The sequence below is a fragment of the Dactylosporangium siamense genome (genome assembly GCF_016862795.1).
In the GTDB taxonomy this organism is placed as follows: domain Bacteria; phylum Actinomycetota; class Actinomycetes; order Mycobacteriales; family Micromonosporaceae; genus Dactylosporangium; species Dactylosporangium siamense.
The window spans coordinates 98,745-112,230 of the sequence record NZ_BONQ01000015.1 but is presented as its reverse complement, the minus strand read 5'-3'; the positions used below and the strand labels follow the sequence as shown (position 1 = coordinate 112,230).

10 protein-coding genes are annotated in these 13,486 nt (G+C 73.8%); 2 read left to right on the top strand and 8 right to left on the bottom strand.

The genetic code is table 11. The features are described from left to right. The coding region (locus Dsi01nite_RS03565) for a DUF4132 domain-containing protein (RefSeq protein ID WP_203844540.1) at positions 1-3,222 on the bottom strand (3,222 nt) is incomplete at its 3' end. Positions 3,223-3,336: 114 nt separating this feature from the next. On the opposite strand from Dsi01nite_RS03565, the gene Dsi01nite_RS03560 reads away from it, so the two are divergent. Next, complete coding sequence (locus tag Dsi01nite_RS03560) at positions 3,337-3,930, top strand: GNAT family N-acetyltransferase (protein ID WP_203844539.1); 594 nt, start codon at positions 3,337-3,339, stop codon at positions 3,928-3,930. Here the strand turns inward: Dsi01nite_RS03560 and Dsi01nite_RS03555 are convergent. The 4 genes from Dsi01nite_RS03555 to Dsi01nite_RS03540 all read right to left on the bottom strand — a co-directional run bounded on the left by Dsi01nite_RS03555 (position 3,831) and on the right by Dsi01nite_RS03540 (position 8,837). Next, positions 3,831-4,874, bottom strand: coding sequence for a TerC family protein (locus Dsi01nite_RS03555; protein ID WP_203844538.1), 1,044 nt, complete (start codon positions 4,872-4,874; stop codon positions 3,831-3,833). The genes Dsi01nite_RS03560 and Dsi01nite_RS03555 overlap by 100 nt on opposite strands. Positions 4,875-4,997: 123 nt before the next feature. Next, positions 4,998-6,161, bottom strand: coding sequence for a PucR family transcriptional regulator (locus Dsi01nite_RS03550; RefSeq protein WP_203844537.1), 1,164 nt, complete (start codon positions 6,159-6,161; stop codon positions 4,998-5,000). A gap of 40 nt (positions 6,162-6,201) precedes the next feature. Next, positions 6,202-7,674 (bottom strand): hypothetical protein, encoded by a 1,473-nt coding sequence (locus tag Dsi01nite_RS03545; RefSeq protein WP_203844536.1) that lies wholly within the window; start codon positions 7,672-7,674, stop codon positions 6,202-6,204. 80 nt (positions 7,675-7,754) lie between these two features. Beyond that, positions 7,755-8,837 carry a glycoside hydrolase family 26 protein gene (locus Dsi01nite_RS03540; RefSeq protein WP_203844535.1) on the bottom strand — a complete coding sequence of 361 codons (1,083 nt, stop codon included), beginning with the start codon at positions 8,835-8,837 and terminating at the stop codon, positions 7,755-7,757. 206 nt (positions 8,838-9,043) lie between these two features. Here Dsi01nite_RS03540 and Dsi01nite_RS03535 point away from each other — a divergent pair, with 206 nt between their 5' ends. Then, the gene (locus tag Dsi01nite_RS03535; protein ID WP_203844534.1) at positions 9,044-9,535 is read left to right on the top strand and encodes a YcxB family protein; all 492 of its coding nucleotides are present in this window, start codon (positions 9,044-9,046) and stop codon (positions 9,533-9,535) included. A gap of 10 nt (positions 9,536-9,545) precedes the next feature. Here the strand turns inward: Dsi01nite_RS03535 and Dsi01nite_RS03530 are convergent, their stop codons facing one another. From Dsi01nite_RS03530 to Dsi01nite_RS03520, 3 genes are all read right to left on the bottom strand, one after another. Further along, a complete protein-coding gene (locus Dsi01nite_RS03530) occupies positions 9,546-10,064 on the bottom strand; it encodes a PASTA domain-containing protein (RefSeq protein ID WP_203844533.1) in 519 nt (172 codons plus the stop codon). Positions 10,065-10,120: 56 nt separating this feature from the next. Continuing rightward, positions 10,121-11,914: a substrate-binding domain-containing protein gene (locus tag Dsi01nite_RS03525; protein ID WP_203844532.1), complete on the bottom strand. Its 1,794-nt coding sequence runs from the start codon at positions 11,912-11,914 to the stop codon at positions 10,121-10,123. 102 nt (positions 11,915-12,016) lie between these two features. After that, a complete protein-coding gene (locus Dsi01nite_RS03520; protein WP_203844531.1) occupies positions 12,017-13,477 on the bottom strand; it encodes a M1 family metallopeptidase in 1,461 nt (486 codons plus the stop codon). Positions 13,478-13,486 lie beyond the last annotated feature (9 nt).

Here is a 13,486-nt window from a genome sequence, read left to right as displayed (position 1 = left end):
CGAGCCAGGCACCGCGGACGAGCCAGGCACCGCGGACGAGCCAGGCACCGCGGACGAGCCAGTGGTCTCCGGCTCGACGCGGACGGCGGTCACGGTCTGCGTGCCGCTGCCGTCGGGCCAACCGGCCATCACCCCGGGGTCCAGTTCGAGCACGATCCGACCGCCGCCCGGCAGTGGCCTGACGAACTCCCGGATCCGGCCGCCGTCGCCCGCGGCGGCACGCATCCAGCCGCGCCGGTCCAGCAGGAACAGCCGCCGGCCGTCGGTCGTCCGCCCGATCACCCCGCCGCCGAGTTCGGGCACGGCGCCGAGTTCAGGCACGGCACCGCGGTGCGGGGCATCGGCGTGCGGGGCTTGGGCGTGCGGGGCTTGGGCGTGCGGGGCTTGGGCGTGCGGGGCTTGGGCGTGGACCGGGACGTGGATGTCGCGGGCGAGCTGCGGGAACGGTTGCAGGATCTCGTAGTCGGCGAACAGGCGGACCCACACCGGCAGCGCGGCGCCCAGCTGGACCGGGTGCGCGACCCCGACCACGGCGTCGTCGGTGAGGGTCAGCGGCTCGTCGGCGGCGCCGGCGAGGGTGCGGTCCTCGGCGACGCGGAACCCGGCGACGACCGCCGCGCCGGGGCCGGGGCCGTCGAACGTCGCCCATACGAGCCGGCGCGCCAGCTGCCACAGCAGCGGATGCCCGACGACGCCACGGCGGAACGCGGCGCCGGACCAGCGGCGCTGATCCACCATCGCGGTCTCGAACCGGCGGGACTGCTCGGCGGCGATCGTGCGCACCTCCTTGCGCAGGGCGGCGAAGCGGGCGAACGCCGCCTGGTCGTCGGAGGCGCCGGGTTTCGGCAGGTCGCGGAGGCGGCGGCCGGTGGCGTCGAGGACATAGGGGCGCAGGTGCTCGTCGAACCCGGCGGTGAACCGGCGGGTGCCGTAGTCCAGGGTGAGGGTGCCGTCGGCGGTGAGGCCGAGGTCGGGCACGAGGTGGTCGGCGTGCTCGTCGGCGCTGAGCCCGGCGGCGGCCGCGGCCTCGGCGGCGCGGCGCACCGCGTGCTCCTTCAGCTTGCCGCGGGACTGGACGGCGACGCGCTGCAGGTGGCGCAGCGCGGCGGGTGAGCCGATCGCGGCGAGGACGTCGACGGCCAGGCGGGCCTCGGCGGGGGCCGGCCAGTCGCGCACGAGCGGGGCGAGCCGCGCCGCGGTCGTGTCGTCGCCGAGGAGGCCGAGCGCGGTGAACGCCCAGCGTTGCGCGGTGGGCCGGCCCGCCGCCTGCCAGCTCTGGTGGAGCGCCCAGCCGAACTCGGCGAGGCTCGCCGGGTCGCACGCCGCCCGGACGGCGGTGACGCCGGCGTAGGGCTCGTCGAGCGTCGACATGGCCAGGATCGTGACGAGATGCCCGGCGGCGGCGACGGGCAGCGCGGCACCGTCGCGGAGGCGGACGCGCGGCAGCAGGGCGGCGTCGGCCCAGCCGGGCACGGCCGGGATCCGGGCCGGCAGGAGGTGCAGCGGGTCGGTGTCGAGCAGGGCCCGGACGCCGTCGAGGGCGGCCGCGCCGTAGCGCTCCGCGGTGGCGAGGACGACATCGGCGTGTCCACATCGGACGATGAAGCGCAGGGCCCGCTCGGCGTCGCGGCGGGCCGCGGCGGGACGGGCCAGCGCCGCCGGGATGAGGGCGCGGGCGGCGGGGCCCGGGTGCCGCCGAAGCCATTCCTGGGCGACCGGCCGCGCCTGCTCGGAGCGGGCGAGCCAGCCGGCTATCCAGCCGGCCACGTCGGGACCGACCTGGTCGAGGAGGGCGTCGGCACTCGCCGCCGCCCACGGGCCGTCACCCCGGCCGGCGCGGGCAGGCGGATCGGCGCGCACCAGGCCCGCGACGATCGGGCCATCGCCCCCGCCGGGGCGGGCAGGCGGATCGGCGCACACCAGACCCTCGACGACGGGGGCGGCGGGCCGGCGGACCGTCCACGGCGGGGTCGCGAGGACCGCCGGGACCGCCCCGGGCGCCGCGACGGGGCCGGTGTCGGCGTGCAGGAGCGCCCGGACCCGGGCCGCCGCCGGCTCGCCGAGCTCCGGCAGGAGCTCCTCGGCTCTGGCCGGGTCGGTGCGGACGTGCGCGGCGAGGAGCACGTCGACCGTCTGGTGTGGGGGGCCTTCGGCGAGGCGGCGCAGCGCCCGCCGCGGGAATCGGCGGATCGCCGCGGCGAGGGCCGGCTGCACCTGCCGCCAGCCGGAGCGTGCGGTCAGCGCGTCGAACGCGGCGTCGGTCGGGAACGCGGCCAGGATCCCCGCCATCCATGTGACCGCGTCGGCGGTCGGCGCGGCCGTGCGCAGCACCTGCACCAGGACCGGCTCGAGGTCCGGACCGACGGTCGCGGCCAGGGTGAGGATCGTCGGCTCGTCCCAGAACAACCAGTGTGGATCCATCGCCCGCAGGAGGACCTCGAGCTGGTCGCGGGTGCCCGCCGCGGGCAGCAGCAGCCGGCAGAAGGTCTCGTCGCCGGCGTCGGCGAACGCCGCGCAGTCCTCGTCGACCCAGGCGGTCACGGTCGGGGCGAGCAGCGACGCCGTGATCCGCCGCAGCGGGCGCGGGTCCGCCCGCAGGGCGGCCAGGTCGTCCACGACCGCGCGGTGCTCGTCGTCGCCGGCGGCCGCCAGGTGCGCCCGCAGCCGCGGGACGAGCCGGGTCCAGATGTCGCGCAGGAACGCCTGCCGGGGACGGTCCGGATCGCTCCAGGTGACGAACGCGGTCGCGCCGGTGCGGTCGGCCCCGGCATACACCCCGGCGACCTCGGCGACGATCCGGGCCGCGTGCCGCACGCCGGCGCCGGTCACCCACCCGTCGACGAGGGAGTCATACGCCGCCTGCGGGGTGCGCCCAGCGTGCCGGGGCAGCGCGGCCAGGACGGCGGCCACGCCCAGCGCCGGCACCGCCCCGCCGGCCGCCGGATCGGCGACGAACGCCCGGCCGGCGGCGACGAGGAACGCCTGGTCTGCGGCGACGAACGCAGGGTCGGCGGCGGCGAGGAACGCCCGGCCGGCGGCGGCGATCTCGGCGGGGGTCTCGACGTGACCGAGGACCGCCGGCAGCCGCCGCGCGGCGCGGACGAGATCCTCGGCGAGGTCGGCGTCGACGGCCGTGGCCACGGACAGGGCCGGCCCGGGCACCCCGCGCCGCGGCACGACGTGCCGCGACCACGCCGCCGGCACCTCGAACACGTCCTCCACCACAGTCCCCCGTCATGAGCCCGACGCCGCCGCCCGAGAACCAACAATCGAGCCCGACGCCGTCACGATAACCAGACCCCCCGACAAAAACCGGTCGGCTGTAGCGTGGCGATCATGTTCACTGTTCCCATCGCCAGCGGAGCGGAACTGCGCCCCCTGGAGCCGTGGCAGGCGGCGGAGTTCCTCGAGCACATGGACCGGGCGCGGGCGACCGTCGACCCGTGGATCCCGTGGGCCGGCGTCAGCACCGACCTCGAGACCGCCACGGCGACCCTGCAGCGATACGCGGACCTCGCCGCCCGCGACGCCGGCCGCCTGTTCGGCATCTGGCTCGACGGCACGCTCGTCGGCGGCACGATGTTCGTCGCGTTCAACGCGGAGGCCGGCACCTGCGAGATCGGCTGCTGGCTGGAGCCGGCCGGGCAGGGCAAGGGCCTGATCACCACGGCGGTGCGGCGGCTCATCGACTGGGCGGTGCACACCCGCGGCATCCACCGCGTCGAGTGGCGCTGCCGGCCGGACAACACGGCCAGCAGCGCCGTCGCACGCCGCCTCGGTATGCACCGGGACGGCGTGCTGCGGGAGGCCGCCCCGTACCGGGGCGTCCGTCACGACCTCGAGATCTGGTCGCTCCTGGCGGGCGAGTCAGCAAGCGAGTCAGCAGGCGAGTCAGAGTCAGCAGGTGAGTCAGCAAGCGCCTCGACCTGATCCGCCTCGTCCGGCGGCCCCGCGCGCAGGCTCAGGATCACCGACCCGGCCAGGACGACCACGACCACCGCCAGGCTGACCAGCGACGGGATCTCCGGCACCGCGGTGCTGATCGTCTTGTGCGCGGCCTGCAGGATCAGCTTCACGCCGATGAAGGCGAGGATGATCGCGAGGCCCTTCGACAGGTACCGGAACTTGTCCAGCATCCCCGCGAGCAGGAAGTACAGCGCCCGCAGGCCGAGGATCGCGAACGCGTTGGACGAGTACACGATGAACGTGTCGTCGCTGACCGCCAGGACGGCCGGCACGCTGTCGACGGCGAAGACCAGGTCGGCGGCCTCGATCGCGACCACCACGACGAGCATCGGCGTCGCGACCCACTTCGCGGCCTTGCGCACGAAGAACTTGGCGCCCACGTACTCGTCCTGCACCGGCACGATCTTGCGGACCAGCCGGACCGCGGCGTTCGTGCTCGGGTCGTAGTCGTCCTCGTTGTCCTTGATCAGCTTGTACGCGCTCCACAGCAGGATCGCCGCGAAGACGAACAGCACGACGGTGAACTTGCTGATGATCGCCACACCGGCCGCGATGAAGATGGCGCGGAAGATCAGGGCGCCGATGACGCCGTAGAACAACGCCCGGTGCTGGTACTGCTTGGGCACCGCGAAGTACCCGAAGATCAGCGCGAACACGAACAGGTTGTCGACCGACAGGCTCTTCTCCAGCAGCCACGCGGTCGTGAACTCGACGCCGGCGTCAGCGCCGAGGGTCGCCCAGACCAGGCCCGCGAAGGCCAGCGACAGCGCCACCCAGACCGCGCTCCACTTGGCCGCCTCCCGGAACCCGATGACGTGTTCCTTGCGGTGCGCGAACAGGTCGACGGCGAGCATGACGACGACACCGATGCCGAACGTCGCCCACAGCCAGATCGGTACGTCGAGCATGAAGCCTCCTCCAGATCGCAGGACGTCTGGGTCAAGCCTCGCCGGTGACCCCCGTGGCCCGCAGCGTCCGCCGATGGACAATCCGCCGGGTGTACGTTGCCGACGACCGGCAAGAAGGGACCGTCAGTCGAACGCGGTCGCGGGCCAGTCGAGCAGCCTCGCGGCCGTCACCGCCGCATGCAGGGTGAGCCGCTCGGCGGGGTCCGCGGGATCTCTTCCGATCAACTCTGCCACGCGCGCCAGCCGGTACGTGACGGCCCGCACCGACAGGTTCAGCCGGGCCGCGGTCTCGGTCGCCACGCAGCCCGTCGCGTAGTACGCGTCGAGGGTCTCGATGAGGTGACCGGCGCCGCCGCGGGCCCGGGTGAGCGGCGTGAGGGTGCTGCGGACCAGGTCGTGGACGGCGGGCAGGTCCTGCAGCAGCACCCGGTAGATGGTGAGGTCCCGCGCGTCGACGACGGGCTGTTCCAGGGCGAGGCGGTCGGCGAGGTCGAGGGCGTACCGCGCCTCGTCGTGGCTGGTGCGCACCGCCGCCGCGCCGATCCTGGGGCTGCTGACGGCGCCGCGCCACGAGCGGCCGTCGCGCGCCGAGCGGGTCTGCTCGTCCAGCTCACGGGTGACGACGTCGCGCACCGACTGCACCGCGGCGGCGTCGGGCGCGGCGAACACGCAGACGAGGTCGCCCGACCGGATGAGGGTCAGCGGCTGGGCGTCGCCGTGGCGGCCCTGCAGCGCCCGTTCGAGCCGTCCCGGGGCCGCGGCGGTGTCGGGCCCGCCGAAGCCCGCGGGCCGGCGGACGACGAGCACGGCGACCGGCCCGGACAGCGTCAGCCCGATGTCGGCGGCGGGCCCGGTCGCCTCGATCGCCTGCTGCCCACCGGCGAGGAGCGCCTCCATCACGTCGTGCTTGACCGACTCCTGGAGCCGGATCACGTCGGCGCGGGCCAGCTGGAACCCCTCCACCAGGGCGGCGACGCCGTCATCGGCGGCCCGCAGCACCGCGAGGGCGGCCCCCCGGACCCGTTCGGCGTCCCCGGCGGCCACCTCGGGCACGTCCCGCCACAGCCGCCACGCCGCCGACAGGTACAGGTCGACCAGCGCGCGCAGCGCCACCCCCCGCACCGCCGCCAGCCGGCCGGACGCGGCGCACGCCTCCAGCTCCCGTTTCCGCAGCCGCCGGCCGCCGGCGGTCGCCGCGACGACCGCGGGCAGGAAGTCACCGAGCAGCGCCGGGTCGACCCCACCGGCGTCACTCGACGCGGCGGCGGCGATTCGGTCGAGCGCCATCGCCACCCCCTAGGGTCGAAAAGGCCAGGCTACAAGGCCGTCAGCCGCGAGCCACCCCGAAGCCGAAGAGGACGGCGAGGCCGAGGGCGCTGCGCGGCGCGTACGGCTGCCGCCACAGTCCGCCGTGCGCCGCCGCGTCCGCCTCGTCCTGCCACGGGTGGGTGTCCCCGGGGCGCGGCACGTGCAGGTCGTGCACGAGCAGCGCGGCCATGAGGGTGTTGCTGGTCGCCGGTTCGAAGATCTCGATGCCGAAGCGGTGCGCGCCCGCGTACGCGGCGGCCAGGAGCCGGTTCTTGAGCACGCTGCGGGTCCGGGTCGCCGGCGCGACGGTCAGCGACACCGTGGCCCCGGCGGCCCGCTCGTGCGCCGCCCGCCACCGTTGCAACCGCTTCGCGAGGGCATAGTTTGGGCCCTGCTGCGGCACGAGGCTGTCGTTGATGCCGGGGTACCGGCCGGCGGGGTAGTTCGGGGCGAGGAGCCGGCCGCCGCTGAGGACCCGCAGCGGGCCGCGGAGCCGGCCGACGCCCTTCGCGCCCGCGTAGCGCCGGGCGGACTCCTCGACCGCGTCGTCGGGGACGGCGAACACGTCGGTCGGCGTGGCCAGGAAGGCCAGGGCCAGGTCCGGGCGGGTCTCACGCAGCCGCACGGTGAGCGCGTCGACGGCCACCGCGACCCGCACGTTGAGGGGGCCGTCGGCGTACACGTAGTTGCCCAGCACCGGCGCGCCGCCGACCTCGCCGAGCCAGTCGGCGACCCGGCGCAGGTCGTGCAACAGGTCCGCACCGGCGTGCCGCGAAAGCTCGGTGTCATCCGGGGAGGAGACCGGCACGTGCAACCGGCCGCCGGAGCGGTGCGCGGTCTCCAGGAGCCGCTGCCAGATCGCGGGCCGCGGCAGGTCGACGGCCACGACGTCGGCACCCCAGCGCAGCAGCGCCGTCAGCGGGCCCATCTCCGCGCCGGCGCCGAGGACCACGACCGGCCGGTCCGGCAACGCCAGCCACGACGGGTTCGCGGCGACGGTGCGCAGCGCCGCCGCGCATGAGGCCTCGATGACGCCGCCCTCCACCCATCGGTCCAGCTGGCGGTCCAGGCTCGCGCCGTGCAGCCGTTCGCCGCGGTACGGCACGACGAGCTCCCGCCGCACCTCACCCGCCCCGGCGACGGTGACCGTCCGTAGCGGCGCACCGGCGGGGGCGTCGAACGCGGCATCCAGGGGCTGCTCGCCCAGGTCGGGGCTCATCCGGTACCGCATCCGCGAACGCAACGCACCGAGCCCGTCGGCGGCGACGGTCAGCGCCGCCTCGCGGGACGGCAGCCCGGCCTCGACCAGCCGGTGGAAGTGGCGCAGGTAGTCGCGCCGCCAGTTCGTGGTGGTCCCGGCCTCGGCGGCCCACGACGGCGCCACGGACCGCAGCGCGTCGGCGACGACCGCCCGGCCCAGCGCCGACGTGCTCGGTGAACCGTCGACGGTGGGGATGACGATCCCGGTGGGGACCTGCGGCGCGTCGCTCATGGCGGACAGTGTGCACGGACACCGCGAAGGCCGCCCAGGACGGGGGTCCTGGACGGCCTTCGGCACCGGGGGGTGGCTTGTTACTTGAGGGTCACGTTGAAGCGCGGGTCGGCGGCGACGCGCTGGAACGCGGTGAGCGCCTGCGGGGTGTCGTCGACGCGGATGTCGTGGCCGGACTGGTCGCGGGCGGTCTCGAAGTACACGAGGCCCTTGATCGCGGGCATGGCGGCGAGGTTCTTCAGCACGGTGTCGAACGTGTTGGCCTTGTTGACGCCGGCGACCTTGGCGGACGAGTCGTACACGCCCCACTCGGCGACCATGACGGGCTTGCCCGGGTGCTTCGTGGTGGCCCAGGTGTAGAAGCCGGGGTACTTCGAGGTCTGGTTGCCGGTGGTGCGGTTCATCAGCGAGGTGAAGTCACCGCTGTGGAAGCCCTTGGGCTGCGCGTTCAGGTACGAGTCCACGCCGATCCAGTCGATCACGTCGTCGCCCGGGTACAGGTCGGCCCACCACGGCGAGTTGTTCCACTTCTCGTAGTTCATGTACGCGATCGTCGACACGGCGTTGGTCACGCCGGCCGCGCGCAGCCGCAGGATGGTGTGCCGGTACATGGCGGCGAAGTCCTTGGCGGTCATGCCCGAACCCGCCTTGGGGTTGACGTCGTTCTCCGGCTCGTGGTGCAGGACCAGGAAGAACGGCTTGGTGAAGTTCGCCTTCAGGTAGGCGGCCTCGCGGTCGATCCGGGCGTCCTGAGCGCCGGCGGCGACCTTCGCCCAGGTGGTGCCGTAGGAGACCTTCCAGTTCAGCATCAGGGTGCGGGGCCTGGCCGGGTCCGCGGTCATCGCGACCTCGTCCTTGGTCGGGAACAGCTCGTTGCCCTTGTGGTAGGTGTGGTAGATCGCCGCGGTCCGGCCCGTCTTGCGCTCGAACGTCTTGAGCGCCTCGTCGCGGGGCACGTCGGAGAAGCCACCGGCGGCGGCGCCCCACAGCACCCCGCAGGACGGCACGAGCTTGGCGTCCACCGTGCAGGGGGCCCCAGCCGCCGACGCGGCCGTTCCGCCTGTCGTCGCACCCACGAGGGCAGCGGCGGCGAGGACGCCGACCGGCAGGAGCCGGCGGACGGCGCGACGGATACGGTCGGAGTTCAGCGCGGCGAACGTCAAGTCGAATCTCCCCGGAGTCGTGGTGCCAGGCCCGGCGGCCTGACCTCCATAAGATTCCGGGGCTCCCGGAGCGCCCCCGGTTCGCCGCCGGTTGCCGTTGGGGTGTCCGCCCCACGCTCCCGGAGTCCACAGTGGACAGCCATTCGGGGGACATCCGCGAGGCCCGCCGTGCCGGTCGGTTGCCGGACGGTCGCTATCCTGGCCGCGTGCACATCCGATTCGACATTCCGGCGGACCCGGCGTACGCGGCCCGCGTCGCCACCGTGCTCAGTGACGTCTACCTGCGCAAGTACCGGTACATCGGCTTCGGGCTGATCGCCGTGGGGCTGCTGGGGCTGTGGGTGCCGATCGGCGGCAAGGACTTCGACGCCAGCCCGTTCTGGACCACGATCCTGGTGGTCGGCGTGGCGTCGATGCTGTTCCCCGTCTGGGCCCGGTACAACGCCCGCCGCCGCCTGAACGGCCTGGCCGTCGACGGCGGCTACGACATCAACGACGACACCGTGACGATGCGCAGCGGCGACGAGAGCGGCCATCTGGACTGGGACGAGGTCACCAAGGTCACCGAGTCCCGCGGCTTCTGGGTGCTGTTCACCGGCCGGGTCCCCTACACGGTGATCCCGCAGCAGTTCATGTCCGCCGACCAGCAGGAAACCCTGCGCGCGTTCCTGATCGAGCGCGACAAAGCCCCGGCCTGAGCTGCCCGGTTCAGACCCTTCTGGCGCAGGTCAGCACGATCTGGGTGGTCGTGGCCAGCCGTGTGCCGGCGGCGGCCGACTGCCGCGTCACCGTCCAGTTCTGCGGCAGGACCACGTCGGGCTCCCCGGCCTCCTGCGAGCCGAACCGGACGTCGCGGAAGCCCAGCTGCTCCAGCTCGATGCGGGCCGCTGCCGCGTTCTTGCCCACCAGCGCCGGCACCACGACGGTCGCCGGTGCCGTCGTGGCGGGCGAGGTCGCGGGTGAGGTGCCGGGCGATATCGCCCCCGAAGCGCTGGACGAGCTGTTCGCCGCCGCAGGGGTACGACCAGTCGCAGCCGCTGTGGACGCCGCCGCCGTCCCGGCGGCCCCACCCCGGTCCGGCCCGCCGTCGCCGCCACCCCGCCCCGCGGTCACGATGCCGGCCGCGACCGCCACGACGGCGACGCCGGCCGCCACACCCACAAGGACCCGGGTCCGCACCCGCCCCGACGGCGGCGTGGGGACGGGCGGCTGCGCAGTGGAGGACATCGCCGGATTCTGCCCCGGCACTGCCGGCACGGCAATCCGGGGCCCGTTCGGCGCCGTCAGGCGCTGATCAGCGTCAGGGTCAGGGTCGCGGTGTAGGTGCCCTTCGCCGAGGTGTCCGGCATCCACAGCGCCAGGTCCGCGGCGACCCGCTGCACGCCGAGGCCGCTGCCGGGCGGCGCGGCGGCCAGGACCGTGCCCGGTTCGGCGAGCCCGGTGCTCGACGCCTGCCCGAGGGCCGGCGTGACCGGCGGCCCGGCGGTGGGGGACCCTTCGGCGTCGCTGCCCGGCCCGACCAGCGCGGGCGTCCAGCCGAGGTTGCGGGCCGGCACCGCCGTCGCTCCGTTCACGAAGTCGGTGGCCTGCCCGACCAGGGTCCATCCCGGCATGCCCGGGCGGCTGTCGTCGACCGCGACGCCGCCGAGGCTTCCGGCGAAGACCCACGCGTGCCGGTGACCGGTCGGATCCGTCGCCTGCGCGGGGTGCCCCGCGGCCGAGGCGGGGTCGACCTGGGTCAGGTGCACGGCGGTGCCGCCGGCGACGCGCAGGCTCGCGGCACCGGGGTACGGCTCGGTGTCGTTGCCGATGCTCAGCGGCACGGCGGGCGGCGGGAACGGCCCCACCAGGCACGGCCCGGACCCGTCCTGATCGCACCGCGACGGCATCGGCCCCACCTCCACGAGCCGGTTGACGTCCGGCCCGGCCGCCGAGTACGCCGGGTTGCCGCAGCGCTCCGGGTGCCCGACCGGCACGGACACCGCCGGGTCGGCCGCCGCGAGCCGCCGCAGCTGGGCGTAGCCGGCCTGAACCAGGTTCGTCGGCAGTGGCGCGTAGCCCTGCACGCCCAGCGATGCCTGGCCGCGGCAGATCGCGTGGTCGACGAAGTCCGCGAGGGTCTGCCGTTGCTGCGTCGTCGTCTGCCGGTCATACGGGACGGTGCCGGTCGGCAGGACGGCGTAGGTGTACGACGACAGCGGGTACGCGCGCCGGTCCGGGTTGGTGTACACGTCCTCGAGGCGTTGCATCAGATGACTCGCCGAACCGGGGTCGGTGTCGAACCGCGCCCGCTGCAGCGCCACCGACACGTTGAAGTCCGTCGGCAGCGTGAAGTAGCCGGCCTCGTTGCGGACCTTCGCGACCGGCAGGTTCGCCTCCAACGCGGACGCATACCCGTCGTAGGCGATCGCGCCGTTGTTCGCCGCCTGGGACAGGAAGTCGCGCAGCTGGCCGGGCCAGAGCGCCACCGCCGCACCCTGCTGCGGGAAGTTCCCCGTCGCCGTGGCCGAACCGTTGTTGAACGGGCCCCAGATCTGCGGGAACCGGTCGGCCAGGTAGGCGCTGAGCTGGACGCTCTCGTCGGTGTTGTCCGCGTGCACCACCGGGATGATCGGCAGCGGCGGGAACCGCCGGCCGTTGTTGTCCGCGGTGATCGCCGGGTCGCTCCAGTCGGTGATCTGGTTCGTGAAGATCCTGGCGATGGTCGACCCGGACAGCCGCAGGTCACGCACCTGGTGGTCACCGATGGTGAGCCGGTACGGCAGCGCGGTGCCGCCGCCGAACAGCGGAACGTAGGCGTAGGGGCGGCTGTCCGACCGGAAGTCCAGCTGTCTCCTGGTCACCGCGAAGTCGGTTTCGTACCCGCTGAAGGCCCACCCGGCCGACAGCCCGCCGCTGGGGTAGACGTCGACCTGCATCCCCTGCCGTTGGACGTCGGCGGCGAACTGGCCCACCGCCAGGGTCGCGCCGTAGCTGACCCCGCCGGTGACCCGGACGTGCGCCACGGCGGCGCCAGCGGTGCCGGGCCAGCCCATCAGCGCACCCGCCAGCAGCACGACGACCAACATTCTTCGCATCCGGCCAGCTCACCGGTCATGATCGTCGCCGGTTTGAAGCGGAGGTGAACACGGCGCTGCGGCCGGACGCACAGCACCCCGGTGCTGTGCGTCCGGGCCTGCCTACTTCGGGGTGGTGGGCGAGTCGAGCCAGGTGTTGATGAGCGCGGTGAAGTCCTTGCCGGTCTGCTTGTTGACGAACGCGATGAACGACGCCCGGTCCTGCGTGGTGTTGCGGTGCTGCTGCGCCCACTCGCGGGCGAGGGCGAAGAACGCGTCGTCACCCAACTGCTTGTGGATCTGGTGCAGCATCAGCGCCGGGCACATGTACACGTTGCTCTCCGCGAAGTTCTCCGCCTTCGGGTTGCCGGGCGGGCCGAGCTTGGCGCGCAGCCGGCTGTCGACGCCCCGGGCCCAGTCCTCCCACTGCTTCGCGGTGATCTTGTCCCGCTCGTTGGAGTAGAGGTGCTGCACGTACGTGGCCCAGCCCTCGTTGAGCCACAGGTCCTTCCAGCCGGTCGGGCCGACGGTGTTGCCGAACCAGTGGTGGGCGTACTCGTGCAGCAGGTCGTCCTCGAAGTACCTCGCGATCTCGGCCGGCTTCGTGGTGCCGTAGTCCGGCGTGCCCATGGTGATCATCTGCGCGGTCTCCATCGCCGAGCCCGACGGCACCATGACCACGCCGCCGCTGGCGAACGGGTACGCCCCGAACCGCTGCTCCAGCCAACCCAGCAACTGCGGTGACTTCCTGATCACCGGCAGCAGCTTGTCGTCGGTGCCCTGGCGGAACCAGTAGGTGAGCGGGACGCCGCGCGGCCCCTCCGCCGTCTCCTTCTGGTACCTGCCGACGGCGAGCGTGGTCAGGTAGGTCGCGACCGGGTCGGCGGCGACGTACCGGAACGTGTTGCCCTCCTGCGGCTTCGCGACACCGGTGGCCACCGCGGCCCATCCCTCGGGGACCGTGACCGCGATGTCGTAGAGCGCCTTGTCCGACGGCTGGTCGTTGGACGGGTACCAGGTGGACGCGCCGTACGGCTCCTGCATCGTCCACAGCCCGCCGTCCTTGGCGACCGTGAGGCCGAGCGGCTCGCTGTCCGTGCGGTGCGACGGCATCGGCACCGTGGTCGGTGTCCCGTGATACTTCACGACGAGCGTCGCGAACGCGTCCTTGGCGACGGTCCCAGGCACCGACAGGTCGTTGTCGGCGATCGTGGCGGTGACGGCGGCGCCGTTGAGGGTGACCCCGTCGAGGGTGTACGCCTGCGAGAAGTCGAGCTTCACCGCGGTCAGGTCGCTCGCGGCCCGCAGCCGCAACGTCGCCTGCCCGGTCAGCACCTTCGTCTCGGGCACCCACGACAGGTCGAGGCCGTAGTGCAGGACGTCCACGTCGGCGTGACCGTAGGCGGGGTACAGCGGATCGGCGACCGGCGTCGAGCGGCCCGCGGCCCAGGCGGTGTAGTCGGGACCGGCGGGGCTGGGGCTGGCGGTGACACTGGGGCTCGGGTCGGCGGTCGGGGACGGGTCGGGTGAGCAGCCGGCGATGAGGGCAACCAGCGGCACCACGAACAGGAGGGGTCGGCGCACCGCAAGATC

Coding starts and splice junctions, on each gene's coding strand:
- Dsi01nite_RS03525 (WP_203844532.1), bottom strand. CDS start 11,914: ATGCGAAGAATGTTGGTCGTCGTGCTGCTGGCGGGTGCGCTGATGGGC.
- Dsi01nite_RS03550 (WP_203844537.1), bottom strand. CDS start 6,161: ATGGCGCTCGACCGAATCGCCGCCGCCGCGTCGAGTGACGCCGGTGGG.
- Dsi01nite_RS03545 (WP_203844536.1), bottom strand. CDS start 7,674: ATGAGCGACGCGCCGCAGGTCCCCACCGGGATCGTCATCCCCACCGTC.
- Dsi01nite_RS03560 (WP_203844539.1), top strand. CDS start 3,337: ATGTTCACTGTTCCCATCGCCAGCGGAGCGGAACTGCGCCCCCTGGAG.
- Dsi01nite_RS03530 (WP_203844533.1), bottom strand. CDS start 10,064: ATGTCCTCCACTGCGCAGCCGCCCGTCCCCACGCCGCCGTCGGGGCGG.
- Dsi01nite_RS03555 (WP_203844538.1), bottom strand. CDS start 4,874: ATGCTCGACGTACCGATCTGGCTGTGGGCGACGTTCGGCATCGGTGTC.